Source organism: Reinekea marina (assembly GCF_030409715.1).
Taxonomy (GTDB): domain Bacteria; phylum Pseudomonadota; class Gammaproteobacteria; order Pseudomonadales; family Natronospirillaceae; genus Reinekea; species Reinekea marina.
In genome coordinates this window covers 2,554,540-2,580,608 of record NZ_JAUFQI010000001.1, presented here as the reverse complement: position 1 = coordinate 2,580,608, position 26,069 = coordinate 2,554,540, and the positions used below count along the sequence as shown (strand labels likewise).

Here is a 26,069-nt window from a genome sequence, read left to right as displayed (position 1 = left end):
GATTATTCGGGTATATAAAAAACGCCTTCGGTCGATTGATGGAAGTTATCCATGTTTGTGGTATTAAACCCGAAGCCAGCTAAAAACCCGAGTTGGCTGGAATCGCCCACGAACATGCCATCAACCTGACCGACAGCATCGTAGGTGGTGCCTTGGTAATTTAAGGTACCAAAGGCAAATTCGCTATTGATTTTAGAACCACTGGCCATGCCAAAATAGGTAAGATCCCATGCGTTGTCGTTGGCATCGGTTATATTGACATTGCCAACGGCTTCGCCAGATGAAAAGCTTACTTCTAAATTAGCCGATAGGGAGGTTACATTGCCCGTTGAGCTCTGCGCGTGCCAGTTATTGCCGGTGCAAGGATTGCAATCGAAGGTTCGTAAGCCCGTTAAGACAGCTTGTTTGGCCGGCGTAGCTCGAACATAGTAGAAGCCTTTGTCCATTTTTTCTGAAACCGTGGCGTTATTTGGGTCACTCATTAATATGGCCGGTTGGCTGGTATTGGCATCCCAGAAGCCCCAATCGATATCGTTCACGCCATCGTTGTTGGTATCTAATGAGTTAAAACGAGTATTGGTCGCATCGGGGTGGCCTCTAAAAACATGGTCTGGTGTTTTATAGCCACCATTAAGTACTGTAATGCTTTCCGATTCGTAGTTGACGAAAACAGGGCCATTTTTGCCTTTTAAAACGTAGCCGTAATGGGTGGCGCCATCGTTGCTGCCATAGGCGTGGCTATCAGATGTGAATGTAGGCGTGTTGCTGCAATCGCCAGTGCATAGGCCTAAGCTTATTTTGACATCGTTTACATCGGCTGCAACGCCTGAGAAATTGTTAATTTCGAATTTCAAAGAACCGTTTTCATCATTATTACCGAAGCCGGTCAACGTTAAACGGCCGCTAGGATCAACACTTACTTTTATATTTGACGGGATTAAAGTGCTGCTACCATCGAGCATATCTTGGTTTGCATCAATTGCTGTACTGATTGCACTCATGATGGTCGCTTCAGATAGAGTGACTGATCCAATTGAAACAGGAATAACTTTGGTGCCAAGCCCAGATGTTAAGACTATGTCAAACGTTACGCCTCCTATCGTAGGGCCGGCCGTAATTAGGTTGTCTGCTTTAAATACAGCGGGCATATAATCGGAATGGTCGTTCACAACCACAAAGCCAACACCTGGGTTGTTATTCAACTCATGCAGTTGCGCTAGAGTTAAGCGAGCATCAGCATATTCTGATAAGTTGGCTTCTGCCTTTAATTTCTCAATGGCCTGTTCAGTACTTTGAGATAAGGTTTTTAATGGATTCAGAGTTGGCCGAACTGCAGTTTCGACGGGGGCTGGCTGAGAAGGCGCCGTTTCTTCTTCAATGGTGACATTTTCAATATTTAGCGCATCCTCGTCTTCCTCTTGAACTTTGGCCTGTTCGCTGTTGTCGGCTTCTTCTGGCTCTGTTGAAGGGGCAACATCATTGGTTGATACCGTTAAGGCTTCTGTTAATTCAGCTGGTGGTTGCACTAAACCTTGAATAGGGCCTTGAGGTGAAGCAACTTTGGCAAAGCTAAAGGCACTGTCTAAGCCCAAATTTAAAGTGCCGCTAGGGTTTTGCAGTTTGACACCACCATCATATACGCCCACCACTAAGTCGGGTCCGCTTATGACGGCTTCATAGTTAGTACCGCGAATACCGATACTCGCGTTCGGCGTTCTGATTTGATAGGCCTCTTTATTCGATTTGCCAAATGAGCCCGTAATGGTTCTAAATCCACCGGATAAAAGTTCCATCAGCACTTTTTCAGGCTGCCCGTTACTTTGGCCGTGATATTCGTTAATTTTAAGTTGAGAGTTTGCTCGCAGAGCTAATATGGCGTTATCGTTAAAGCGAATATGCACTTCACCATCAGCACCGGTAACTAGGGTGTCGCCCTCTAAAATGACTGAGCGCCGTTTAATGGTTCGAGACTGGCTGGTTGCATCAACGGCATAGGTTTCACCTTGAGCGATGATCACCTTTCCGACCTGAGCAAAAGCAGTGGTTGCCATGACACTGATTAAGATAACCGTTACAAGCTGTATTAACTTATTCATGGGCACACCTTCTTCAAAATTGAACACTGATGGCTTGGCTGATGGCAAAGCGATTGCGTTCATATGCATTAATGTTACTTCTTAGCCATTCAAACGAAAGTCGCGTTTGTGATGTAAGCCAAGGGCTTGCCTGCCAATTTACTTGGCTATTAAGGCTAAGAATGTGATCTTGCCGTGTTTTTAACTTGGTAGATTCCTCGTCTACAGTAAAAAACAGATCTTCATCCTTATAAATTCGCCATTGGTGCTCAAACTGGCTGGTCAAACTCAACGCAGGCTTTAAAGGCCAGTTGAGCTGGTACTGGTTCGCCATTGCGCGCCATTCGATATGTCCATCCTCCTCCCCAGCGATACTGGTCTGCAAATATTGGCTCAAAAAAGTGTGATCTCGTCCACGTTCTGAGGCATTTAAGACCAAAGCTGCCATATCTTTGACAGATGTGGAGGATGAATCATTCACTGAAATTGACGGTTGAGTGCCTATTTTGACGCCAGCCCACAGAGGGCCCCATGCAAGCAGTTCCAACTGGTAGTTTGCATCAAAGGTGAGTTGAGCCAAGGAGTCTTTGGCTAGCGCTAGCTGAATAGTAATAGGTAAGCTAGAGCGAAGCTTGTCTTGCTCCGATGTGATTAACCCACCTAGAGTAAAGGTATGCGTTGATGGGAGTTCTGGTTCGGTATAAAGGCGATTGGTATAGTCAAACAATAATCGCTGGCTACCGGTTTGACTGGTCGGCTTAATAAGCGCGTAATTGATTGACCACTGGCCAAAACCACTACTGAGTGGCTCGGAATCGTTACTGAGCTCGGTTAACCCCAGCAAGTTTGAATCGAGTGCTTCATCTAAGCTAGAGCCACCATTTGCGTTGTTGTCCCAGCCGGCTAATAGGCTAACTCCGACAACGTTACTGATATCTCGGCTGGATTGCGCTGATTCAATAGCGGCTAACAACGTTTCAACGCGAGTTTTAACGTTGGTTGGCGGGTTTATCGCCAATACCTGATTGAGCTCTACTTTAGCGCGTTCGAAGTTGCCAAGAAAATAGTAGGCCCGACCAAGCTCTAAGCGTGCTCTGTGCTGGCTTGGGTTAGTGAATAATACGCGTTCAAGCGGAAAAATCGCCTGATCAAAAGCCCTCTCTTGCATTAAAAGTATGCCGTAATAAAGATCAAAACGGGGTAACCCTTCAGCCTCTGTGATGATTTCATCGGCCAACATCCTGGCCGTAGGCCAATCTTGTTGTTGAACTAAGGCAACAAATTGCGCGAGTGCTTCAGTATTAAACGCTTCTTCTGAATTGGCGGGTGCTTGAAAAAGTGGCACAACGACAGGGGTCACGGATTCTTCTGAAAAACTAGTGCTCGCGAGCAAGGTGGCCAATGCAATGAATCGAGCCTTCATTAATAATCCTCAAAAAGTTTGCTTAACAAGCTTAGCAGCTGTGCAGCAGGTTGCCTCGGTAAGTTATAAGTTTATCGGCCAAATTGGGTGGTTTCTTTAATTTAGTCTACAGTTATTTACAGCTTGCAGAATTGGTGAGTTGACCCAAAAAGTATAGTAGAACATTCGGGGATAGCATTGAGTACACAGAGCGCGCTACTAGGCGACACATTTACAAACGCAGAGCCTAAAAATCAGAAGATTCTAATCGTAGATGATTTCGATAACGTTCGTAAATCGATCAAGGGCATGTTGCACGAACTTGGCTACGAATATGTTTATGAAGCAGGCGAAGCCAATTCTGCAATGAAGGCGATTAAAGAAATTAATTTTTCATTGATCTTATGCGATTTTAATTTAGGCAAAGGTCGAGACGGCGCTCGGCTTTTGGAAGAGTGGCGTGTAAAGAAGCTTATCGGGCAGGAGACGGTTTTCGTTATGATTACCGCAGACACCTCACGTGAATTGGTAACCAGCACTTTAGAGTTCGAGCCTGATGATTATTTAGCCAAACCTTTTGCGATGGATGTATTAGCGGGGCGACTAGAACGCTGGTTTGAGCGAAGGCGTGTGTTACTGCCGTTGTTGGTGTGTGCAGAGCAAGCACAATGGCCAGAGTTATGCCAATTAGCTCGAGAAATTGAAGAAGAGCACCCACGGTATCGATCGTTTGCTCAGAAAATGTATGCCGAATCTTTGATTGAACAAGAAAAACTCACAGAAGCGGAGAATTTTTTATTAGGATTGCTTGAACAGCGCTATCAAAGCTGGGTGAAAATCGATTTACATGAAATTGAATTCATACAAAATAAATACGCTGCGGCAGCTAAAGGGTTAAAAGAAGTTCTAGTGAATGAGTCAACGGCAATGGCCGCTTATGATTTACTCGCAAGGATTTATAAAGAAACTGAAAATCGAATGGAGCTTCAAGCCTTACTGGAAAAGGCCATCGTAAAAGCGCCGAGAAACATTCGTCGTAACTTAGATCTTGCCAGGGTTGCCAAGCAAAACTTAGACATGCATCGTTCAAACAAAGCTTACAAAGCAGCCATTGCGCTGGCCGAAGGCACAATGCATGAAGAATTGGGGAATTATCAAAAACTGGTCGATGGTTTAGAAACCGAATCTGAATTAGGTGATTCGACAGAAAATCGAAAGCGTGAAATTTATAAAGACCTCATGTTTGTCAGTAAAAAAATGTCGGAGCGATTCCCAGGTAATATCAATGCTCGGCTTTTTAATGTCGCGCTAAAAATTCGTAAAGCCGAATCTGAAGATCAAAGTACGTTAAACCCAAAGCTCGATGAACTTTATAAAGAGTTGTTTTCTAATATCGATCAAGTAATCCCGGATACGGCCTTTTATATAGCTGAAACGTTTTATTTTAATGGCCGATTTGAAGACGCCGATGAAATTGTTAAACGGCTGCGAGTGCAATTTAAAGGTGATGAAGAATTTAAGGAGCGTTTAGATGAACTGCAAGCGGACCCTGTCTCAATTGCTAAACGTAAAGAAGCGCACGATCTAAACGTGCAAGGCATTGAAAAATATAAACGAAAAGAGTATGTCGAATCGTTAGAGTTATTTGCAAAAGCCCTTCGTATTTCACCTAACCACCCCGGTATGATTCTTAACTTTGTGCAATCCAAATTGCAAACGTTACGAACCCTTGCAAACCCGACCGACGATGTAAAGAAGTGCTCAGAGTTATTGCAGCGCATTGATCACTTGCCAGAGCAGCATTATCAATACGATCGCTACGCTAAGTTACGTAAAACGGTTAAAAAGATAATTCAGGAGAGCTAATGGATATTGAAACGCAAATGATTATGGCGGCCACGGTTCATGATGTTAAAAATTCATTAGGGCTCATCGATGGGCAGTTGAATGATGTTGCTCAACGATTGGGAGATGTCGACGGGGAATCGGCTCAAGATATTCGCAGAATACAGTTAGAGTGTGGTCGTATTAACAACGGGCTGGTTCACATGTTAGGGCTCTACAAAATGCAGAAAGGCAATTTTGTTCCCAGCTTTGATGAAGTGTTGGTCAGCGATGTCATCAGCGATGCTACCGCCCGCTACACCGAACTATTAAGGTCTATGAAACTCGACCTAACTATAGATTACAAAGTGAAAGACAGTGTTTGGTTTATGGATGCTATGTTAATTGAAGGGCTGCTAGCCAATGTTATGACCAATACCATCCGCTATACTCGCTCTGGGCTTTATTTTACCGTGGATGAGATTGACGGCTGGTTAAATATTAAAATTACAGACGATGGCGATGGATACCCTGAGTCTATGGTGAGCCTAGTGAAAGAGCAAAATGGCATCGATTTTCAAACAGGCACCACGGGATTAGGGTTATTCTTTTGTCAGAAAATTGCCGGCTTACATAAAAACAATGAGAAGCGTGGTTTTATTGCTTTGGGAAACAATGAAGGAGGGGGCGCATCTTTTGATTTATGGTTACCTTAGTTCTTAGTCCTAATAGTGAAAAATTTATGGTAAAGTGAGTGCTCTTGAGACGGCTATTACAGGAAACTCACCGTGAACTCTGCGCAAGAACAGTTAAACAGTGCATTTCGCACACCGAAGAAAGCGGGGCGCATTCGCCAGCAAAACGAAGCCAAAATTCTGCAAGCAGCAGAAATTGAATTTGCCCTCAACGGTTACAAGGGCACTTCTTTGAATGCCGTTGCCGATCGGGCTAATTTACCAAAATCTAATATACTCTATTACTTTAAAAGTAAATTAGGCTTATATGGCGTGCTTTTAGCCGATATTCTTGAGCTTTGGAACCATGTTTTCAGTAATGCCACTGTAAATGATGATCCTAAAGAAGTGCTGTCTGTTTATATTGAAGAAAAAATGAAGTATTCACAGACGAACCCATTGGCATCGCGAATCTTTGCCATGGAAATTATCCAAGGGGCTCCGTATTTAAAGAAATTCTTATCTGAAGACTTAAAAGAATGGATAGACGACCGCTCTAAAGTCTTTTACGGCTGGATAGAAGCAGGAAAAATTAAAGAAATAGACCCAAATCATCTGATTTTTGTTATGTGGGGGGCCACTCAGCATTATGCGGATTTTGCCACTCAGATCCAATGGGTGCTAGGGCGCGAAGAGCTTACTGAAGAAGACTTCGCGACCGCGACCAAAACCATTAAAACACTTGTTCTTGGCGGGCTAGGCTTAGATCAAGATTGAGCGATTAAAGAATCGTGTTGGCTCAATAGCTCATCAATGGTGAGCTGATACGATTCCACAAAGTTTGACATAAAATAGTCTACTTCTGGGCTGTTCATTTCTCGTATATCACTCTCAATAACCTTTGCTGCCTGCTTAAATTCCGCATTCCCGGCTTGCAGCTCACCTTGGCACTTTAAGAAAGCACTGATTTTATCGGCGTATTTTACTAATTTAGCCACTTCTGGATGAATATGCTTGTGCAGCATGTGATGCTTGAAAGAAGGCTGCAGAGATTCAGGCAGTTGATTAAACAACTCATGCTCAGCTTCATCTTCTATGGTTTGGTAGGCTTTTCGAATTGTCGTTGAGTGATATTTGATCGGAGTGGGCATGTCGCCAGTGATCACTTCACTGCAATCATGATAAAGTGCCGTTGTCGCCACTTGTTCAGGGGTATATTCATGGCTAGGTTGCTTTAACACATGAAACCGAATCTCAGCCAAGGTGTGCGCAATAGTCGCTACTTGCCAGCTATGTTCCATGACATTTTCTTCAATGACATTGCGTTTAAGCCCCCAGCGTTTTATCCAACGGAGCCGGTCTAATAGTGCAAAAAATCGAAACGTTGCCATGCGGTACTCTACTGTTGAAGTGAAAAGACTATTCAAGCATTGTCTAATTATTATGACAAGTCATACTCTGGCATTGAGATAGTATAGTGGGGTTAAAAGTTGTGCGAGCCATCGCTAAAGGAATGAAATCAAATTGTTAACGTTATTTTTTGTGGCGTTTATCGCGGCAACAATGTGGCCAATGGCATCTGAAGCCTACGTCGTCTATCTGGTGTCTGCCGCATCAGAGCAATACATCACCATTTGGGTTGTTGCGAGCGCAGGAAATGCCTTAGGGTCTATCGCCATGTTTGAATTGGCGCGTTGGTCAGCGCCGTGGTTCGAATCTAAATTAACCAATGTGCAAGAAAAACACCCAAATGTACTGGTAAAAGTTCGTCGTTATGGCACCCCAAGTTTGTTTTTTGCATGGCTACCTATAGTTGGTGATGCATTACCGTTAATGGCCGGTGCGCTTAACTTTTCGCGGAGCAAGGCGTATGCTTGGTTGATCATCGGTAAAGCGGCTCGCTACGCAATTGTCATTGTCGGAGTGATATCCGTTTTTTAAGCGTACAAGCGTTACGTGAAGAGCACGGGAGGTCGTATGGGGTTTAGTTTATTTATGGACCAGCGGGACCGCATTCAAGACATGTCCCGCTTTATGAACTCCGAAGGTGCCTCATCGGAATTGATGGTTCTGCTTTATTTAGCCGGAGGGTTTCTAGTGCTGCTTTGGGTGTTGAAACTTATGCTTAAAAAGAATCAAACTAAACGCAATAAACGCTAGCCTCTCGACAGTGTCTTTAATAATTCTTTCGTCACACATTCAGGGTCTTTCGCTTCTGTGATCGCTGAAACCATTGCAATGAAATTGGGTTGAGCAGACAGTACCTGAGTTATGTTTTGCTGCGTTATGCCTCCTATGGCAACCACTGGAGTCTCTTGTGCTAAAAAACAATAGCGTTTTAGCTGTTCGATGCCCTGTATTTTACCCGACATGTCTTTTGTTTTTGTGGGGAAAATAGCGCCAACGGCGTAGTAGGAGGGTCGTAATTGTTTGGCAATCAAAAATTCATAATCGCCATGCGTACTTATACCTAAGCGTAAACCGGCGGAGTGAATTTTTTCAATATCTGCAGATTGCAAATCTTCTTGCCCCAGATGAACCCCATAAGCGTTGTGCTTTATAGCCAACTGCCAATAATCATTTATAAACAGCTGTAGTTGATGTTGCTTCGCAATAGCGACAGATTTGATGACTTCTGCTTCTATGTCGGTTGCGTTCCTATTTTTTAATCGCAGTTGTACGGTACGAACCCCCCAAGAGGCTAGTTTGGCAATCCACGTCGAAGAATCAACTATAGGGTATAAGCCGGCTTGATCAGCCATTCTAGGAAATGCACTGGCAACCGTGGGCAGGCCGCGGCGACCGACGGTAGGGTAGTAGTTCACATTTATTGGCCAACCGAAACTCGGCTTTGTTGATCGCAGTTGATAATCTCTCAACTCAGTTAAGCAAGCACTGGCCAAAATTGCAGAACTTTCTATCGAGTGTTGTTGAAATAAAGCACACGTTAGAGCGGTTGAGAAAACACAGCCTGTTCCACGTAAATTCAGTTCGCTCATGTGTTGAGTCAGGTATTGTATTTTAGTGGGGGTATTGTGTTGTATCAATAAGTCAGTCACACGGCTGTTTTTGGAATCCACTAAAGCGCTTTTAATGTATAGGCAGCCTCTAAACAGTGGAAACGCTACTTTGAAATGAACAAAAGCCGTTTTGTGATCAAATAGGGGTTTAGGCGTGTTCGTTAAATCACAATATTCACTTAGATTTGGCGTGATGACATCCACATAAGGAATCAACGGCAAAATGATATTGGCTAGAGTTTCATCGGAAAAAGCTGAGCGGTCACTACTGCTGAGCTTAATTGGGTCAAGTACCACCTTTGGTTTGTTCGGACCTAAGTTTTTTAGCCAATGTGCAATGGTTACAGCTTGGTCAGAATTTGGGAGTACACCAATTTTAATACAACTCGGTGGCGCTTGAAGAGACTCAAGTTGCGCTTTAACAACCGCAGCAGGCGTTGGCTCATTGGCCAGCATTGAATGATTAGTTTGAGCGGTGAGAGTAGAAACAACGAGTCTTGGCGATATAGAAAATCGAGCTGCGATTTCGATATCTTTCAGTGCGCCAGCAAAGCCATTAGATTCTAATCCTGAGATGATCAGTAAGTGAGATGAGGGGCTAATCACGAAATGGCATTCCTAAAGTCGGGGTACTGGGTGTGGCAAAATCCTGAGCAATAATGGTACCCGCCTTGAATGCTTCACGACCCGCTTGAACCGCCAGTTTCATGGCATGGGCCATTTTGTACGGGCTTTGTGCTTTAGCTATGGCGGTATTCAACAACACTCCATCGAATCCAAGTTCCATGGCTTGCGCGGCATGTGAAGGTTTACCGATGCCGGCATCGACGATCAACGTGGTATCGGGCAGCTCTTTTCGCAATTGCATTAAATGCTCTGGGTTTTGTAATCCTTGGCCGCTGCCAATGGGGGCACCCCACGGCATTACAACTTGGCAACCAACGGTGGCAAGCTCAACGCAAAACTCCAAATTATCGGTGCAGTAAGGCAGTACTTTAAATCCTTCCGATAAAAGCAAACGTGCACAGTCTAGGGTTTTTTCCATGTCGGGCTCTAGGCGATATTGATCTGCTACCAATTCCAGCTTTATTAAATCGGTATTAAATATTTCTCGGCTCATGTGCGCGAGTGTCATGGCCTCTTTTATGCTTTCGCAGCCGGCCGTATTGGGTAAGACATCGATAGATGATTGCTGAATAAAATCTATAAAATGTTGGGCCGAATGAAGGTCGTTCTGTTGTCGTCGTAACGATACTGTCACAAGATTAGTACCTGACTGTTCAATTGATTGTTTTAATTGCAACGGAGATGGGTAGCGAGAGGTGCCCACAATCAATCTTGATGCGTACGAATTATTATAAATGGTTAAATGAGACACCTTATCCTCCCTGTATGGGTGAGACGACATCAATGCGATCACCTTCGTTCAGCTTTGTGGTTTGGTAGTGTTGCTTCGGAACAAACTGATGATTTACCGCAACCGCAAAAGGCGATTGAAACTTGGCATGCTGAATCAGCTCAGACAAAAATTGATGTTCAATAGTCTTTGGATTTCCATTTATGGTCAGTTGCATCAATTACTCTCTTGAATGTGATTTACAATTTTTTGAGAAATGGCGGGGCCGGTTAACCACCCATGTCGGTACAATCCATTAGCCGAAATTAAATTGCCTTTTTTTAGAACAGAAGGGGCATTGTCTAAGTAGGCCGCTCGAACACCCACGTGGCTTTCTAATATTGTGGCCTCAGCAAAGGCAGGGTTGATGCTGTAAAGCGTATTGAGTAGTTCTAATGTGCTTCGAACCGTAATGGGGTGAGTGCTTTTAGATTCAACTTCTGTGGCTCCGACAACAAACGTGCTGTTTGGTTTTGGCACAATATAAATAGGATGTCGCGGGTGGATAACCCGAATAAATCTATTCAAAGACACGTCGGGGCAGTGCACTCGAATAACCTCCCCACGAACACCGCGAAGTGGGCCGATATCCTGCTGAATTGTTTCTTTATCGATTGCGCCTTCACCGCGGCAATCCACAACATAATCAAATGAATCTTGAAGCTTTTTAATTTTGCTCACGGTTAACTGTTGCTGAGAAATCGAATGGCATTCTTCGAGTAAGACACGTGTGGAAGCAGTCAAAAAACTGCGATTACAAAGCTGAGCTTCTGGTTGCAGTAAAAATGCGCTATGACTGTTTTTAATATCCGGTTCAATATCGTTTATCTGCGCATTTGTTAAAGGTTTTATATCGACGTCGCGAGTAGCCAGCTTTGATTTAATGTCATAATGAAATTGTTGTAGCCCCGGCTGCTCATGAGCCGATGCTACCACCAAGCTGCCGTCATCTCGAAAATAGACGTCTCGCCCTAAGGGGTCATATTCAGCCATTCTTTGAAGTATCTTTGGCCATAAGCTGAGGCTTTTAAACCCCAAATCAACGACCTCAGGGTGTGCATGAGCCGACTCCGAAATGGGGCTGATCATACCGGCAGAAACAAAGGCCGCATTGTGATTGGAAGTGAGTTCAGATTTTTCGAAAAGACTGACCTGCGTTCCTTGGTTCAACAAAGAGAGCGCTGTTAACCTACCGACAACGCCCGCCCCAATTACGGCTACTTTCATTCCTCATTCTCGGCATTGACGTATAGGTTCGATCCTTGCTCCTTAAACTTCTGAGACATGGATTTAAACCCGTCGTCGGTTTGAGTTTCGGCGAGTTGAATGTCTTTACCAGTGACTGTTTTCAATGATACTTGTTCTGCTTTGTGATCTCTTTTTAGATCTTGACTGAGCTTCATTGAGCAAAATTTTGGACCACACATTGAGCAAAAGTGCGCTTTCTTAGCCGAAGGTTTTGGTAACGTTGCATCGTGGTATTCACGTGCGGTCATTGGGTCCATGGCGAGGTTGAATTGATCTTCCCATCGAAATTCAAATCGGGCTTTCGACAGTGCATTGTCACGTATTTGTGCGCCAGGGTGGCCTTTTGCTAAATCAGCGGCATGCGCTGCAATTTTGTAGGCGATCAGACCTTGTTTCACATCTTCTTTATTGGGTAAGCCTAGATGTTCTTTCGGGGTGACATAGCACAACATTGCGCACCCATACCAACCTATGTTGGCCGCGCCTAAGGCTGAAGTCATATGATCATAGCCCGGAGCTATGTCAGTGGTGAGAGGTCCTAAGGTGTAGAATGGGGCTTCGTAACAATGGCGAAGTTGTTCATCCATGTTTTCCTTAATCATTTGCAGTGGTACATGGCCTGGTCCTTCGATCATCACCTGAACATCGTGTTGCCAAGCAATTTTAGTGAGTTCTCCTAAGGTACGTAACTCTGAAAACTGTGCTTCGTCATTAGCATCGTATACAGACCCTGGGCGTAACCCATCGCCTAAAGAAATGGAAATGTCGTATTGTTTTAAAATTTGGCATAGCTCTTCGAAGTGGCTGTATATAAAATTTTCTTGATGGTGCGCCAAGCACCACTTCGCCATGATGGCACCCCCGCGAGAGACAATACCGGTTAATCGGTTCGCGGTCATTGGAATGTAGCGCAATAGCACTCCCGCGTGGAGTGTCATATAATCCACGCCCTGATTGGCTTGCTCAATGATGGTTTCCCGCAATACTTCCCAGCTTAAATCTTCGGCGATTCCGTTTACTTTTTCTAAAGCTTGATAAATGGGTACGGTTCCAATAGGAATCGGTGCATTGCGTAAAATCCATTCACGCGTTTGGTGAATGTTATCGCCGGTCGATAAATCCATTAAGGTGTCGGCACCCCAGCGGGTAGACCACACTAATTTTTCAACTTCGTCTTCGATGTTTGAACTGACAGGTGAGTTGCCAATGTTGGCATTTACTTTAACTAAAAAGTTTCTACCGATGATCATCGGTTCTAGTTCTGGGTGGTTAACGTTTGCGGGAATAATAGCCCGCCCTTCAGCAATTTCTTTACGCACAAATTCAGGCGTAATCTCATCAGGAATGTTTGCCCCCCAAGACTCACCCTTCTGTTGTGTTTTTAAAAGCTCAGATTGATACGCTTGACGGTTTAAGTTTTCACGTATTGCAACAAATTCCATCTCTTTAGTAATAATGCCGGCCTTGGCATAGGCCATTTGAGTCACGGCGGAACCTTTTTTGGCTCGTAAACAGGTAGTGGTTTGAGGTTCAAAATTGGCCGAGGGGACCGGATTATTCGATGCAATGAACTCTAGCGTATCATCTCTTTTGGCAATCCAGGGTTTTCGAAGTAACGGCAAGCCTTGATGAATATCAACAAAACAATTTTTGTCAGTTATAGGGCCTGTGGTGTCATAGACATAAATATCTTCATTACTCTCATAGCTAATTTTACCCTGTGCCGATTCTAGCAACGTATCACTTTGACTGATCTTTCGCATCGGTACTTGAATGCCGTCAGACCCATTTAGAAACACTTTCTCTGATGCAGGAAAGGGTTGACCATTAAGTTGGTTTAAAAAAGTTTCAGAAAAGTTTACCGATTGAGAATTGTTATTCGACATAGCATCACCACAGTTCGTTTGTGAATGTCTGTCGAATGGGAAGCGCCAAAAACATGGCACAATAAAATCGAACGCAATGTAAAAGTATACACTCAAGCGTACTATCTTGATTCCTACGCCAGTATTAACTGGATCAGGTTCCGCGAATTCTGCAATGCAGTCTCAGCCCCTTAAAAGGGCACTCCGACAAGACGTTTTAAAAAATTATAACGATAATAATCTAAACGGTGCAAGCTATATTTTTTGTTTCAATAAAAACTGAACCGGATGAAGAATGGATTTTTGATCCACCCGTTTTACTTGGCTTCGGCACGAATAGCCAGTCGCTACGAGTGTTTCAATCGATTCATTTGCAACAACTTCTCGCCAAGAAAGATCATAAATACCAATCGAATTTTTTTTGTTTTTGGTTTCATGACCAAAGGTGCCAGCCATGCCACAACAACCAACAGGTTTCTGAATTAGGCGTTGATTGAGTTGGTCAAATACCGCAACCCATTGAGCAGAAGAGGCGGGTGCATTAGTTTTTTCAGTGCAATGCCCAAGCATCGTAGCTTTATTGGGTTTAAACTGCGTGCGATTTTCTTCCAGTACACTCAGGTGTTGCGCTAAAAATTCTTGAATGAGTAAAACGGTTGGCATTGCCGCATCGACGTATTTGGCATATTCTGAACGGTATGCCAACGTCATAGCAGGATCCATTCCGATCATTGGAACGCCACTGTGAGCAATGTTCGATAGTTTACGTTGATTGCGGTTTGCAACCCACTTGAATGTGTGCAAAAAGCCATGAACATGTAAAGGTTTACCATTGGCATGGTAGGGCATCATCCAAACACGGAAACCCAAGGTTTGGAGTAAGTCGATGCAGTCTAATACCATGTTGGTTTCAAAGTAACTGGTGAAGGCATCTTGAACGATTACCACTGATTTATTTTTCTCAACCAAGCTCAATGCCGACAGCATACTCGCATCGGCGAACAATACTTTTCGTTTTCGCAATTCTTTTCGTAAATTCAACGTGTGCAATTGTGGGCTATCTACCATGCCGACAACATTTTGCAATAAACGAGTAATCCATTTATTACGCATTAACCCGTTATAAATACTCTTGACCGGTTGTTTAGAAATGACCGGGATCATAAATTCGAGCAATCCAACAACGTAGTCTTTTAACGGTCGTAAGTATCGGCTGTAGTATATTTGAAAAAATTTAGACCGGAACTCGGGTACATCAACTTTGATTGGGCATTGGCCCGTACAAGATTTACACGCCAAACAAGCGTCCATTGACTCGGCAACTTCATGACTAAAATCATATTGGCCGCGCTTTTTCGAAAAACTGTTCCATGCTCTAGGTATAAAATGCCAGAGTGGGAGTTTTAGCTGTTCCTTTTTTGCCAGTTGTTCGGTATCAAGCCCTTGATTCCCTAGCAATCGAGTCCATTCACGCACTAAAGACGCCCGACCTTTTGGAGAGAACCGTCGGTCTCGAGTTACTTTCCAAGATGGGCACATGGCATCGTTTGGATCAAAGTTATAGCATGCGCCGTTACCGTTGCAGTACATACCTTCTTTAAAGTGATGCCAACTTTGGCTTGGAATCGTGCGATCTAATGACCCTCTGGTAGGGACTTCATCTATTTTTAATAGTTCGATACCCGCTTCATGTGTGGCAATTTTACCCGGGTTCAATTGGTTACGTGGATCAAAGGTGCGCTTAATTAATTGTAGTTCAGGGTAAAGATCGCCGAAAAATTTCGGGGCAAACTCTGAACGAACTCCTTTGCCATGCTCCCCCCACAATAAACCGTTGTATTTCTTTACTAACTCGACTACTTGGTCGGTGATTTTTCTAATTTCTAATTCTTGTTGTTTATCTTTTAAATCAAGCGCAGGACGCACGTGTAAAACACCGGCGTCTACGTGGCCGAACATGCCATATCGCAAATTATTTGCATCGAGTACCGCTCTGAATTCCATAATAAAATCGGCTAAATTTTCAGGCGGAACCGCAGTATCTTCAACAAAAGGCACCGGGCGCGCTTCGCCTTTTGCGTTTCCTAACAAGCCGACGGCCTTTTTACGCATTGCCCAGATTTTCTTGACCGCGTCATCACCCCAAGCAATAGAATAACCAACGGCGGTTGCCGAAGGTTGGTCTAAAAGTTGTGTCAGTCTTGCGACGCCTTGTTCCAATTCGGCTTCGGAATTGGCGGTGTATTCCACCAAATTTATACCATCAACAAGAGCTTCATTGGCGTCGAAGTAGTCGGCAACAGTAGACCAACTGGTGTCCTCTCGCGCTAAATTCAATACCGTACTGTCTATGGTTTCTATGGAAGTTGGCGTTGCCTGCATCAGGGCTTGCGCATCGCGCAGAGATGATTCGAAGCTGCTGTAAAACACATTGACCAGTGCGGCGAATTTTGGGATCGGCAGTACATTTATTTTGGCTTCGGTGATAAAACCCAAGGTGCCTTCAGAGCCACATAACAGGTTGTTTAAATTAATACGGTCTTCGTTTTCCTCTATGTGAGCTAAGTCATAGCCCGTTAAACAACGGTTTAAAGGCGGAAATTTTTTGGCTATGTCATCTTTTCTACGAGAAGCAATGTCTTCGGCAACTGTGTAAAGGTTGGCGATTGTGCCAGTTTGAGGGCGCTTACGTTTTTCGATGGACTGAGTTTGAATAACATCGCCACCCACCAATGCTGTGGTTAATTCTAAAACGTGGTCACGCGTTTTTCCGTACATTACAGAGCCTTGACCGCTGGCATCAGTATTGATCATGCCGCCGATGGTGGCGCGGTTACTGGTGGAAAGTTCTGGAGCGAAAAATAAGTTGTGCGCTTTCAGTGCTTTATTCAGCTGGTCTTTAACGACTCCGGTTTGGACGCGCGCCCAACCTTGTTCGGCATTTATTTCTAAAATAGAGTTCATGTGTTTAGATAAATCTACCACGATGCCATCGGTGAGAGATTGACCATTGGTGCCCGTACCACCCCCTCTAGGCGAAAGAACAATGTGTTGCCACTGGGGTTCCGCTATAAGCGTCAATAAAGTTTGTATGTCGGCGGTTGATTTCGGAAAAACGACGGCCTGAGGCAAGACCTGATAAATGGAGTTGTCGGTGGAGAGAACCGTTCGGTGTGCGTAATCGGGGTTTAAGTCGCCGCTAAAGCCCGCGTTTTTTGCTGCATCTAAATAATCTAAGTATGTTTTTTGTACAGCAGTAAGCTGGTGCAAACGAGGTAGCATCGACGTCAAACTCCAAGAATAGATAAACAATCTGTATTCTAATGATATTCGAGTCGATTACGAGTTGATACTGCTCCGCGATTCATTCCTATTAAAATGTCGCTAAAAGAAAAGCGGAGCGCTGAGATTAGTCTTCGGTCGATTCCAGTAATGCTTTCATAATGTGTGAACGCGTAATGACACCAACGAGTTTGCCGTCTTCGCAAACTGGGTACTTTTTAGGTTTAGCGCCGCACATTAGGTGAGCTAAATCAATGATATCCATCGATGACTCAGCAAACAGCACTTCATGCTGCATAACATCACTGACTAAGCCGCTCTCTTCGTTGTAATAACTGCCGCTGATCATGTGGCGTAAGCAATCTTGCTCTGAAATATAACCGCACACCATTCCTTTTTCATCGACGACTGGCGCACTAATGAGCTGCGTTCTTAACATCTCTTCCACGGCTTTTCGAATGGTCGTTTGTGGCGTGACGGTTAAACGTGCCGGAACCATACAATCGGCTACTGTAATCGCGTTGTTGCTCATAATGTGTATCCTTTTTTTATAATACCGACCTGAAAGCGTTCAGGTGTTACTGAAATAGTAGACTTTATTGGATCGAGTGTAAAACAGACTTTTAACGAACTGAAGGCTCTAGGGCAGGGGTATAAGACGAAAAGATGAGTTTATGGGCGTGCGACCCATAAACTCTTATTAGCGACTAGCGCGTTGTTTAGCGGTTTGTCTGAGACTGTATTAACGCGATGATTTCATCCAGTTTAACTTCAGACTTGTCTGCGTCTTTTCTGGCTTTATATTCTACTAGACCATCGGCAAGGCCACGGTCACTGACGACAATCCGGTGCGGAATACCAATGAGTTCCATATCGGCGAATTTCACACCTGGGCTGGTCTTTTTGTCACGATCGTCCAATAACACTTCAAAGCCAAGTTCTTGTAGCTGCGTGTAGAGTTTTTCAGCAACTTCCATAACTTCAGGAGATTTATGCGCATTCAGTGGCACGATACCCACTTGGAAAGGCGCGATAGCATCTGGCCAAATAATGCCTTTGTCATCATGGTTTTGCTCAATAGCGGCAGCGACAATACGAGTAATACCGATACCATAACAACCCATCAACATGGTTTTAGCTTTTCCGTTTTGATCGAGTACATCGGCCTTTAACGCTTTGGTGTACTTATCGCCGAGCTGGAAAATATGACCTACTTCAACACCTTTTAGTATTTTTAAGGTGCCATTACCGCATGGGCTTGGGTCGCCTTCAACAATGTTGCGAATGTCTTCAACTCGGCTGTAACTGACATCTCGGTCCCAGTTTACATTGAAGAAATGTTGACCGTCGATATTCGCACCGGCACCAAAATCAGATAATAGTGTGACAGCACGGTCAACAATAAATGGAATTGGTAAATTTACAGGACCAAGTGAGCCAGGGCTTGCACCGATGACGTCGCGAATTTTCTCTTCAGGGGCCATTTCTAGTGGCGATTTAACACCCTCTAGTTTTTCAGCTTTAATTTCATTGAGCTCGTGATCGCCACGCACAATAAGTGCAATTAAATCATGTTCAGAGTCTTCGCTGGCTTCAACGATCAATGTTTTGATGGTTTTTTCGATTGGCAGGTTAAATTGCTCAACCAAATCTGCAATGGTTTTTGCATTTGGCGTGTCGGTCAGCGTCATTTCTGCACTTGGCGCAGCTCGTTCGCCAGCTGGCATAACCGCTTCGGCCCGTTCTACGTTTGCGGCAAAGTCACTGCTATCAGAATAAGCAATGTAATCTTCACCTGAATCAGCCAACACTTGGAATTCATGAGATGCATCGCCACCCATATCACCTGAATCGGCCAACACAGGGCGATACTCTAACCCTAATCGGTCAAAAATACGGCAATAGGCTTGGTACATGTTGTCGTATTCTTTATTCAAACACTCTTGATCCACATGGAATGAATAGCCATCTTTCATGATAAATTCACGTGAGCGCATAACACCGAAACGCGGGCGAAACTCATCCCGGAATTTATTTTGAATTTGATAGAAATTCATTGGAAGTTGCTTGTAACTGGATAATTCATTACGAGCGATGTCGGTGATCACTTCTTCGTGCGTAGGGCCATAGACAAAATCACGATCATGGCGATCTTTCATTTTGAGCATCTGGCCACCCATAGCATCGAAACGGCCCGTTTCATGCCAAAGCTCCGCCGGTTGTACCGTGGGCATTAAGACTTCTAGAGCGCCAGCGCGATCAAGCTCTTCACGTACGATGGTTTCAATTTTATGTAAAACTTTTAAGCCCGTGGGTAGCCAAGTATATAAACCAGAGGCTAATTTACGGACTAAACCAGCACGTAACATCAATTGATGGCTGATAATTACGGCATCAGCTGGAGATTCTTTAACCGTCGCAGAAAGATATCGACTTGCGCGCATTGAGCGTTCCTTTTAAACAAGTTACAAACGAATGCGCAATTGTATAGGCAACGACCCAAAGTTAGAAGCCTTCGGGTCGTTAAGGTGAGTTACCACTCACCAACGTTAGGCATATCTTGCCATGGCGCTTGAGGAGGTAAGCTATCGCCTTTTTGTAACAGCTCTATAGAGATTCCGTCTGGACTTCGTACAAAGGCCATATGCCCATCACGCGGCGGGCGATTGATGGTCACGCCGTTGTCCATTAGGTGTTGGCAGAGGTCATAAATGTTATCGACTTCAAACGCCAGGTGGCCAAAGTTACGATCACCTTTGTACACTTCATCGCTGTCCCAATTATAGGTCAGCTCTACTTCTGGCTCGCCAGGTGCGGTCGCAAGGTATACCAGCGTAAACTTTCCCTTTGGGTAGTCGTTGCGCTTTATTTCTTTGAGACCGAGTAAGTCACAGTAAAAGTGAATTGAGGCATCTAAATCAGTCACTCGAACCATTGAGTGCAAAAACTTCATAAGTTGTCCTTATTAGGTTGTTTAAATGGCAATGATTGTGTTGTTTGTTGGAAATACAAGTGTGTATGGCTTTGATCTTGCTTGCAAAACGCTTGGGCGGCTTCCATGAATCCTTCATGAGCTAACCAATGAAACGATCGTGTGATTTTCGGCTCAAAACCTCGCGCCAGTTTGTGTTCACCTTGCGTACCAGGATCAAAATGCTGAAGATTATTGGCGATACAATACTCAATGCCTTGGTAATAGCACGTTTCAAAATGCAGATTATTAAACTCTTCAATACACCCCCAATATCGACCATATAAGCTTTTGCCGTCTTTAAAACATAAAGCGCCAGCAACGGGTTTGTTGTCTTTATAGGCCATAAACAAGACGAGGTTTTCAGCCATGGTTTGGTGAATGGCTTCAAAAAATGCGCGATTTAGATACCCTTGGCGACCCCGTTTAAGGTAGGTGGCGTGATAAAAGTAATAGAAGGCGTCCATATCGGCTGTGGTCAGGGCCGAACCTTCTAGTGTTCTTAATTCTATATTCTGCTCCTCAATGGAGGCTCGTTCTTTGCGGACGTTTTTACGCTTTCGAGAGGTAAAGGTGGCAAGGAAATCCTCAAAGCCGTTATAACCCTTATTATTCCATTGAAATTGAACATCGTGACGTTCCAGTAAATCTAACTGGCTGAGCCAATGCTGCTCTTGCTCAGACGCAAAAAGAATATGAAACCCGCTAAATTCATGCGCTAGGCAATGGTGCTTAAGGTGCGACACTAATGCTGAGACGCTTTCTAGAGACTGAGCTCCCAAAAGCCTAGGGCCCACCGATGGCGTAAATGGCGCAGCAATAAGCAGTTTGGGATAATATTCAAGACCATGTTGATGGTAGGCCTCAGCCCATGCCCAATCAAAAACATACTCTCCCCAAGAGTGAGATTTTATATAGCAAGGTACCGCTATGTGGCCTTCATTTACCGTTCCTTTAATATGGTGAGGTTGCCAGCCAGATCGCACATCCGTGACCTGAGCTTGCTCACAGGCATTAATAAAAGGTGAAGACACAAAAGGGTTGGAGGTAAGGTGCTCAACATCAGCAGGGTGGTCACTCCATGTTTTATGATGAATAAAAGGCATTATTGATGCTTTGAACCCTCAATTGTTGAATAGTTAACGTAGAATTGAGTATAGTCTGTCATTGATATCGTTTTCTATTGGTAATTTTATGTTTGAGTTAGATCATCGTTTAAAAAGTGATTGCGTTGAAATTGGCAGCTTGTCGTTATGTAAAATTTTACTGATGAAAGATGCCAATTATCCTTGGTTAATTTTGGTTCCTCAACGTCAAGACGTGACCGAGTTGTACGAGCTCGATGGAGATGACCAAGAGCAGTTTATCTGGGAAAGCTCATTCGTGGCAGAAAGGCTCATGAATGGCTACCAAGGTGACAAAATGAACATCGGTGCGTTAGGAAACGTAGTACCTCAGCTGCATATTCACCATATTCTACGAAAAAAGACCGATGCCGCTTGGCCAAACCCAGTTTGGGGGGCCGTACCACCTAAAGCCTATAAGCCAAATGAGTTATCGCAGCGCATTGAGCAATTGGCTAAATTTTTTGAATCGTCTACTTTTACGCCGAATCGTTAAGGCTGTCATAATAGTTTTATAAAACGGTCAAATAAGTGTCACAGTGCTCTGACTAAATAGCCCTCAATTGAAGAGGGCTTTTTTATGAAATTACTAAATCAATTAAGCGCAGCCGACTTACGGTTGTTTCACTGCCTCGATCGACAACGTTCTCATGCCGCTTATCAAGCCTTGGCTCGTTTTATTTCAAAATCAGCCGATGGTGAAGGCTATCTGTTGGTATTGATCATCATTGGGCTGCAATACACTTCCGCAAGTTTGCTTTTTGTGCAAATAGCCCTTTGTGCGATAGCCATTGAGCGCCTTTGTTACTTTATTTTAAAAAACAGTCTGAAAAGAAATCGACCCGCGAATTCGATTTCCGACTTTAAGAGTTTAATACAGCCCAGTGACCAGTTCAGTTTCCCTTCGGGCCATACTTCAGCGGCATTTTTGTTTGCCACCTTGATGGCCAGCTATTATCCAGCGCTTACAGGGGTGTTTTACAGTTGGGCGGTTTTAGTCGCTTATTCAAGAGTGTTACTGGGCGTGCACTTCCCATTCGATACAATCATGGGAGCCGCTTTAGGCAGTCTAATAGGCACTTGGGCACTCTTAATGGGAGGTTGGTCATGAAAATTCTTTATGGCGTTCAAGGCACCGGTAATGGTCATTTAACACGAGCTAGAGCAATGCAAAAGGCGCTGTTAGCCCAAGGAATTGAAGTCGATTGGGTATTTTCTGGTCGACCTAGAGAAGAATACTTTGGTATGGAAGTTTTCGGCGATTATCAATGCTTTCAAGGGTTGAGCTTTTCAATAAAAGCCGGCCAGGTTGATCCAATAAAAACTGTGTCACAAGCGTCCTTTACCAAGCTTTTAAAAGATGTACAGGCGTTAAAACCAGAACAATATGATTTAGTCATCAGTGACTTTGAGCCCGTTGTGGCTTGGGCTGCGAAAGTTAAAAAAGTGTCGTGTATTGGGTTAGGGCATCAGTACGCTTTTCTACACGATATTCCAAAAACAAAAAATGCCTTTGCCAGCTATGCCATAATGAAGTGGTTTGCACCCGTGAGTGAGGCCATCGGGGTGCATTGGCATCATTTTAACCAGCCAATACTGCCACCAATTATCGAGCAGCAGTCGTTCTCGACAATAAACGATCCATCATCAAAAGTCGCTCTCGTTTATTTACCTTTCGAATCTACAACAGAGGTAATCAAAACATTAAATAAGTTACCGTTTCGGTTCATTGTGCATGCAAGAGATATCGACTGTGGATTCTATGGAAACGTTCACGTAAAAGGGTTTTCGGTGACGGGCTTTAAAGACAGTTTGCAAGCCTGCGACTCTGTCATTTGTAACGCAGGTTTTGAATTGGCCTCAGAGTGCATACATCTTGGCAAACGATTATTAGTTAAGCCTTTGGCAGGGCAAGTCGAACAGCTTTCAAATGCCGAAGCGTTAAAAACGCTCGGGTGGGGTGATGTGACCGACCATATTGATGCTAAGTCTATATGCTACTTTTTGACAACGGCAAAGGCGACTCAAGTGCGCTACCCCGATGTTCCCAAACTGTTGGCCAGCTGGATTAAGCAATACCCAAGGGTTGAGTTAAGAGACATTGTTGAAATGGCATGGTCTGAAGTTGACATCAATTCACAGCTTGAAAGTACGAGTAGCCCAAAAGGCGTTATGGAATGGGGGCGCTAGCTGTGTTGTCAACAAATCTTAAAAACTGTTCAGCAAAATTGACGCAATTGTAGGGATCTAAAACACCTAAAAACTGTACTTTTTCATCAACTACGTTCGAAATAGGCTGACTAATAATTACAACAACAGTGAGCCAAATTTATGTCTAAAACGTCTCAGTATGTGGCGCATCAACCCGATCCGAATGGGTTTGTGGCTTGGTCGAGTAATGAACATCAAACATGGCATGCCTTGTCTCAACGGCAATACCCAACGTTAGGAGATAAAGCCTGCCAAGAGTATTTAGATGGCTTTAAAGCCTTGGGTCTGCAGTACGATAAAGTCCCTCAGTTGGCTGATGTCGATAAAGTATTGCTTAAAGAAACTGGGTGGCGCACCGCTGCGGTGCCGGCTTTGATCAATTTTTCTAGGTTCTTTGAGCTGCTGGCCAACAAACAGTTCCCAGTCGCCACCTTTATTCGAAGCCCAGAAGAACTGGACTATTTGCAAGAACCGGATATTTTCCATGAAGTTTTCGGCCATTGCCCTTTGTTAACCAACCCAGCCTTTGCGCAGTTTACAGAAACCTACGGCAAATTAGGGCTGGCGGCGAGCAAAGAGGAGCGAGTGTATTTGGCGAGGCTCTATTGGTTTACGGTAGAGTTTGGCTTGCTTCAAAACCATTCTGGAGAACGTAAAATATACGGCGGCGGTATCCTTTCTTCGCCAAAAGAAACCGAATTTGCTTACGCGAGTGACGCGGCAGACCGAGAACCGTTTGATATGATGACTGTATTGCGTACGCCATACCGAATAGACATTCTTCAACCAGTATATTTCTACTTAGAATCTATAGATCAATTGTTTGATATTGCCAAAACAGACATCATGAAAGCGGTGCACGAGGCTCAGAAATTGCCCATGCTGCCGCCTCGTTTCGAACCGAAATCTCTTCAAAATTAAGGATAAAAATATGACATTAGCCAATCAACAGTGTGAAGCGTGCCAAGCTGATGCTCCGAAAGTCAGTGATGAAGAATTAGCGACATTGATGCGTGAGATTCCAGATTGGGCACCGGCGGTTATTGACGGCGTGCTGCAATTAGAGCGTCAGTATAAGTTTAAAAACTTTCGCCAAGCCTTAGCCTTTACCAATCAAGTTGGAGAATTAGCTGAGAACGAAGGCCACCATCCTGAAATAGTGACAGAATGGGGCAAAGTAACGGTTCGCTGGTGGACACATGCGATTAACGGATTACATAAAAACGACTTTATTTGCGCGGCTAAGACAGATCAGCTGCTTGGGACTGAATAGTTGTAAATATTAATTGACAAAAAAAGCGCTTTCAGGCAACTTTCGTGTCTGCACATAAATAATTACAAAAGATTGAGCAGCAAAGCCGTTGCATTGATCCATATTGTAGCCTGAGAGAGCTGACATGCGCCTATATATAAAGTGTAATTCCCGGCTCGGTATCTGCGCCGAGATTCTCGATATTTTAGTGAACCATGAAATCGATTTGCGTGGCATTGAGATTGATCCCAGTGGTGAAATCTATTTGAATTTCCCAAATTTAGAGTTTGAAGAGTTTCAGCATTTAATGCCTGAAATGCGAATGATTCCGGGTGTTCATGATGTTTCTCTAGTGCCATACATGCCGCTTGAGCGCGAGCAAAAAGAAATGCAAACCCTGCTCGAAACCTTGCCTGAGCCAGTTATTTCGATAGATTCTAAAGGCTATGTGGTGTTAGCCAATGATGCAGCGCTTGATATACTCAATGCATCCCATGAAGAAGTGCGCGGAAAATTACTAAAAACCTGGGTAAAGGGGTTTAACTTTAACAAATGGTTGAATCACCCAGAAACCACCTCCGATGCCGCCAATGTTCAGTTAAAAGGCCGAACGTTTCTGGCCGATGTCTACCCAGTACACATTGATCAAACCGAAGGTGAGCCATTATTTGCGGGTGGTGTCATCACCTTTAAGTCCCCTGAGCGGCTAGGTCGACAAATGACCGCTTATCATAAGCAAACTGGGCAGTTTGAAATGTTAATCGCTGAAAGCCAAGGTATGAAGCGAGTCATTCGCCAAGCTAAACGTATGTCTGGGCTAGACGCGCCACTGCTCATTACGGGTGAGACAGGAACCGGCAAAGAACTGCTCGCTAAAGCTTGTCATCAACACAGTTTACGCAAAGATAAGCCGTTTCTAGTGCTAAATTGTGCCGCACTGCCCGACAACGTGGCTGAAAGTGAACTGTTTGGCTATGCTGCGGGCGCTTTTGAAGGCGCCACAAGTGAAAAGAAAGGTATCGTCGAGTTAGCCGAAGGTGGCACCGTATTTTTAGATGAAATTGGCGACATGTCTGAGCTGCTGCAATCTAAGTTTTTGCGCTTATTGCAAGATGGTTCTTACCGCCGTGTTGGTGACGAGGCCGAATATACCGCCGATGTTCGCATCATTTGTGCTACGCAAGCCGATTTACTCGATTTGTGTCAGTCGGGGAAATTCCGAGAAGATTTGTTTTACCGCTTAAACGTATTATCACTGCACATACCGGCATTGCGTGAGCGAAAATCTGACATTATGCCCATGGCCGAACGCTTTATTGCACGGTTCGCCGAACCGCAACGACAGCGCATTAAAATGTCTCAGGCGTGCCAAAACGCCATTTCCCAGTACCCTTGGCCTGGCAATGTGCGGCAAATGGAAAATGCACTTTTAAGAGCCGTTTCGTTAACCGAAGGTGATACTTTAGAGCCTGAACATTTGCAGCTGCCGAGCTTCACCAATGGTTGGGGTTACGTTGATGAAAACTTTGAAGGCAGCTTAGACGAAGCCATGAAGCGCTTTGAATCGGAGCTTTTAAAGCGATTGTACCCAGCTTATCCAAGCAGTCGCCAGCTAGGCAAGAAGCTTGGCGTATCTCATACGGCTATTGCTAACAAGCTCCGTGAATACCGAATTGGTAAGCACGCCTCATAAGGGCGAAATAGCCTAGGTGTTTTAGTTCTTTA

Annotated in this window: 24 protein-coding genes and 1 riboswitch; of the genes, 11 read left to right on the top strand and 13 right to left on the bottom strand. The window is 44.2% G+C overall.

The features are described from left to right. Nucleotides 1-2 precede the first annotated feature (2 nt). Together QWZ13_RS13875 and QWZ13_RS13870 are read right to left on the bottom strand one after the other, a co-directional pair. Nucleotides 3-2,165: a FecR family protein gene (locus QWZ13_RS13875; RefSeq protein WP_290282291.1), complete on the bottom strand. Its 2,163-nt coding sequence runs from the start codon at nucleotides 2,163-2,165 to the stop codon at nucleotides 3-5. Beyond that, nucleotides 2,110-3,498, bottom strand: a complete 1,389-nt coding sequence (locus QWZ13_RS13870; protein ID WP_290282290.1) for a tetratricopeptide repeat protein — start codon at nucleotides 3,496-3,498, stop codon at nucleotides 2,110-2,112. Before QWZ13_RS13870 ends, QWZ13_RS13875 begins: the two co-directional genes overlap by 56 nt. Before the next feature lie 177 nt (nucleotides 3,499-3,675). Here QWZ13_RS13870 and QWZ13_RS13865 point away from each other — a divergent pair, with 177 nt between their 5' ends. From QWZ13_RS13865 to QWZ13_RS13855, 3 genes are all read left to right on the top strand, one after another. Further along, nucleotides 3,676-5,343, top strand: a complete 1,668-nt coding sequence (locus QWZ13_RS13865; RefSeq protein ID WP_290282289.1) for a response regulator — start codon at nucleotides 3,676-3,678, stop codon at nucleotides 5,341-5,343. Then, complete coding sequence (locus tag QWZ13_RS13860; protein WP_290282288.1) at nucleotides 5,343-6,017, top strand: sensor histidine kinase; 675 nt, start codon at nucleotides 5,343-5,345, stop codon at nucleotides 6,015-6,017. The genes QWZ13_RS13865 and QWZ13_RS13860 overlap by 1 nt, the downstream gene beginning before the upstream one ends. Nucleotides 6,018-6,089: 72 nt before the next feature. Then, nucleotides 6,090-6,752: a TetR/AcrR family transcriptional regulator gene (locus tag QWZ13_RS13855; protein ID WP_215998837.1), complete on the top strand. Its 663-nt coding sequence runs from the start codon at nucleotides 6,090-6,092 to the stop codon at nucleotides 6,750-6,752. Here the strand turns inward: QWZ13_RS13855 and yfbR are convergent. Then, entirely contained in the window at nucleotides 6,743-7,402 is a 660-nt protein-coding gene (yfbR, locus tag QWZ13_RS13850; RefSeq protein WP_290282287.1) for a 5'-deoxynucleotidase, read from the bottom strand. The two genes, QWZ13_RS13855 and yfbR, sit on opposite strands and share 10 nt — an antisense overlap. Nucleotides 7,403-7,499: 97 nt before the next feature. Between yfbR and QWZ13_RS13845 the strand changes: the two genes are divergently transcribed. Further along, the gene (locus tag QWZ13_RS13845; protein ID WP_215998835.1) at nucleotides 7,500-7,916 is read left to right on the top strand and encodes a YqaA family protein; all 417 of its coding nucleotides are present in this window, start codon (nucleotides 7,500-7,502) and stop codon (nucleotides 7,914-7,916) included. A gap of 15 nt (nucleotides 7,917-7,931) precedes the next feature. Continuing rightward, nucleotides 7,932-8,135, top strand: coding sequence for a hypothetical protein (locus QWZ13_RS13840; RefSeq protein ID WP_290282286.1), 204 nt, complete (start codon nucleotides 7,932-7,934; stop codon nucleotides 8,133-8,135). Here QWZ13_RS13840 and thiE read toward each other — a convergent pair. The 10 genes from thiE to QWZ13_RS13790 form a co-directional block, all read right to left on the bottom strand. Continuing rightward, complete coding sequence (thiE, locus tag QWZ13_RS13835) at nucleotides 8,132-9,601, bottom strand: thiamine phosphate synthase (protein ID WP_290282285.1); 1,470 nt, start codon at nucleotides 9,599-9,601, stop codon at nucleotides 8,132-8,134. The two genes, QWZ13_RS13840 and thiE, sit on opposite strands and share 4 nt — an antisense overlap. Continuing rightward, nucleotides 9,594-10,403 (bottom strand): thiazole synthase, encoded by an 810-nt coding sequence (locus tag QWZ13_RS13830; RefSeq protein WP_290282284.1) that lies wholly within the window; start codon nucleotides 10,401-10,403, stop codon nucleotides 9,594-9,596. The genes thiE and QWZ13_RS13830 overlap by 8 nt, the downstream gene beginning before the upstream one ends. Further along, complete coding sequence (gene thiS / locus QWZ13_RS13825) at nucleotides 10,375-10,569, bottom strand: sulfur carrier protein ThiS (RefSeq protein ID WP_290282283.1); 195 nt, start codon at nucleotides 10,567-10,569, stop codon at nucleotides 10,375-10,377. The genes QWZ13_RS13830 and thiS overlap by 29 nt, the downstream gene beginning before the upstream one ends. Next, entirely contained in the window at nucleotides 10,569-11,618 is a 1,050-nt protein-coding gene (locus QWZ13_RS13820) for an FAD-dependent oxidoreductase (RefSeq protein WP_290282282.1), read from the bottom strand. Before QWZ13_RS13820 ends, thiS begins: the two co-directional genes overlap by 1 nt. Next, nucleotides 11,615-13,525: a phosphomethylpyrimidine synthase ThiC gene (gene thiC / locus QWZ13_RS13815; RefSeq protein WP_290283377.1), complete on the bottom strand. Its 1,911-nt coding sequence runs from the start codon at nucleotides 13,523-13,525 to the stop codon at nucleotides 11,615-11,617. The genes QWZ13_RS13820 and thiC overlap by 4 nt, the downstream gene beginning before the upstream one ends. A 93-nt stretch (nucleotides 13,526-13,618) precedes the next feature. After that, nucleotides 13,619-13,721: riboswitch (TPP riboswitch) on the bottom strand. Nucleotides 13,722-13,759: 38 nt separating this feature from the next. Beyond that, on the bottom strand, nucleotides 13,760-16,786 hold the full coding sequence (gene ydiJ, locus QWZ13_RS13810; protein WP_290283376.1) for a D-2-hydroxyglutarate dehydrogenase YdiJ: 3,027 nt from the start codon (nucleotides 16,784-16,786) through the stop codon (nucleotides 13,760-13,762). Between the two features lie 127 nt (nucleotides 16,787-16,913). Next, nucleotides 16,914-17,318, bottom strand: a complete 405-nt coding sequence (locus tag QWZ13_RS13805) for a CBS domain-containing protein (RefSeq protein ID WP_215998827.1) — start codon at nucleotides 17,316-17,318, stop codon at nucleotides 16,914-16,916. 187 nt (nucleotides 17,319-17,505) lie between these two features. Further along, nucleotides 17,506-19,170, bottom strand: coding sequence for a proline--tRNA ligase (locus QWZ13_RS13800; protein ID WP_290283375.1), 1,665 nt, complete (start codon nucleotides 19,168-19,170; stop codon nucleotides 17,506-17,508). A gap of 149 nt (nucleotides 19,171-19,319) precedes the next feature. Further along, nucleotides 19,320-19,739: a VOC family protein gene (locus QWZ13_RS13795; RefSeq protein WP_290282281.1), complete on the bottom strand. Its 420-nt coding sequence runs from the start codon at nucleotides 19,737-19,739 to the stop codon at nucleotides 19,320-19,322. Then, on the bottom strand, nucleotides 19,736-20,863 hold the full coding sequence (locus QWZ13_RS13790; protein ID WP_290282280.1) for a GNAT family N-acetyltransferase: 1,128 nt from the start codon (nucleotides 20,861-20,863) through the stop codon (nucleotides 19,736-19,738). The genes QWZ13_RS13795 and QWZ13_RS13790 overlap by 4 nt, the downstream gene beginning before the upstream one ends. A 61-nt stretch (nucleotides 20,864-20,924) precedes the next feature. Between QWZ13_RS13790 and QWZ13_RS13785 the strand changes: the two genes are divergently transcribed. The 6 genes from QWZ13_RS13785 (at nucleotide 20,925) to tyrR (ending at nucleotide 26,037) form a co-directional block, all read left to right on the top strand. Next, nucleotides 20,925-21,377, top strand: coding sequence for an HIT domain-containing protein (locus QWZ13_RS13785; protein WP_290282279.1), 453 nt, complete (start codon nucleotides 20,925-20,927; stop codon nucleotides 21,375-21,377). A gap of 84 nt (nucleotides 21,378-21,461) precedes the next feature. Next, a complete protein-coding gene (locus tag QWZ13_RS13780; RefSeq protein ID WP_215998822.1) occupies nucleotides 21,462-21,992 on the top strand; it encodes a phosphatase PAP2 family protein in 531 nt (176 codons plus the stop codon). After that, on the top strand, nucleotides 21,989-23,071 hold the full coding sequence (locus tag QWZ13_RS13775) for an MJ1255/VC2487 family glycosyltransferase (RefSeq protein ID WP_290283374.1): 1,083 nt from the start codon (nucleotides 21,989-21,991) through the stop codon (nucleotides 23,069-23,071). Before QWZ13_RS13780 ends, QWZ13_RS13775 begins: the two co-directional genes overlap by 4 nt. A 141-nt stretch (nucleotides 23,072-23,212) precedes the next feature. Then, on the top strand, nucleotides 23,213-24,013 hold the full coding sequence (gene phhA / locus QWZ13_RS13770) for a phenylalanine 4-monooxygenase (protein ID WP_290282278.1): 801 nt from the start codon (nucleotides 23,213-23,215) through the stop codon (nucleotides 24,011-24,013). Nucleotides 24,014-24,023: 10 nt separating this feature from the next. Beyond that, nucleotides 24,024-24,365, top strand: coding sequence for a 4a-hydroxytetrahydrobiopterin dehydratase (locus QWZ13_RS13765; protein WP_290282277.1), 342 nt, complete (start codon nucleotides 24,024-24,026; stop codon nucleotides 24,363-24,365). A gap of 124 nt (nucleotides 24,366-24,489) precedes the next feature. Beyond that, nucleotides 24,490-26,037 (top strand): transcriptional regulator TyrR, encoded by a 1,548-nt coding sequence (gene tyrR, locus QWZ13_RS13760; protein WP_290282276.1) that lies wholly within the window; start codon nucleotides 24,490-24,492, stop codon nucleotides 26,035-26,037. Nucleotides 26,038-26,069 lie beyond the last annotated feature (32 nt).

Bases quoted from the DNA above. Each gene is read 5' to 3' on its own strand.
- QWZ13_RS13875 (WP_290282291.1), bottom strand. From the start codon at position 2,165: ATGCATATGAACGCAATCGCTTTGCCATCAGCCAAGCCATCAGTGTTC.
- QWZ13_RS13870 (WP_290282290.1), bottom strand. From the start codon at position 3,498: ATGAAGGCTCGATTCATTGCATTGGCCACCTTGCTCGCGAGCACTAGT.
- QWZ13_RS13860 (WP_290282288.1), top strand. From the start codon at position 5,343: ATGGATATTGAAACGCAAATGATTATGGCGGCCACGGTTCATGATGTT.
- QWZ13_RS13830 (WP_290282284.1), bottom strand. From the start codon at position 10,403: ATGTCGTCTCACCCATACAGGGAGGATAAGGTGTCTCATTTAACCATT.
- thiS (WP_290282283.1), bottom strand. From the start codon at position 10,569: ATGCAACTGACCATAAATGGAAATCCAAAGACTATTGAACATCAATTT.
- QWZ13_RS13820 (WP_290282282.1), bottom strand. From the start codon at position 11,618: ATGAAAGTAGCCGTAATTGGGGCGGGCGTTGTCGGTAGGTTAACAGCG.
- thiC (WP_290283377.1), bottom strand. From the start codon at position 13,525: ATGTCGAATAACAATTCTCAATCGGTAAACTTTTCTGAAACTTTTTTA.
- ydiJ (WP_290283376.1), bottom strand. From the start codon at position 16,786: ATGCTACCTCGTTTGCACCAGCTTACTGCTGTACAAAAAACATACTTA.
- QWZ13_RS13805 (WP_215998827.1), bottom strand. From the start codon at position 17,318: ATGAGCAACAACGCGATTACAGTAGCCGATTGTATGGTTCCGGCACGT.
- QWZ13_RS13795 (WP_290282281.1), bottom strand. From the start codon at position 19,739: ATGAAGTTTTTGCACTCAATGGTTCGAGTGACTGATTTAGATGCCTCA.
- QWZ13_RS13790 (WP_290282280.1), bottom strand. From the start codon at position 20,863: ATGCCTTTTATTCATCATAAAACATGGAGTGACCACCCTGCTGATGTT.
- QWZ13_RS13780 (WP_215998822.1), top strand. From the start codon at position 21,462: ATGAAATTACTAAATCAATTAAGCGCAGCCGACTTACGGTTGTTTCAC.
- QWZ13_RS13775 (WP_290283374.1), top strand. From the start codon at position 21,989: ATGAAAATTCTTTATGGCGTTCAAGGCACCGGTAATGGTCATTTAACA.
- phhA (WP_290282278.1), top strand. From the start codon at position 23,213: ATGTCTAAAACGTCTCAGTATGTGGCGCATCAACCCGATCCGAATGGG.
- QWZ13_RS13765 (WP_290282277.1), top strand. From the start codon at position 24,024: ATGACATTAGCCAATCAACAGTGTGAAGCGTGCCAAGCTGATGCTCCG.
- tyrR (WP_290282276.1), top strand. From the start codon at position 24,490: ATGCGCCTATATATAAAGTGTAATTCCCGGCTCGGTATCTGCGCCGAG.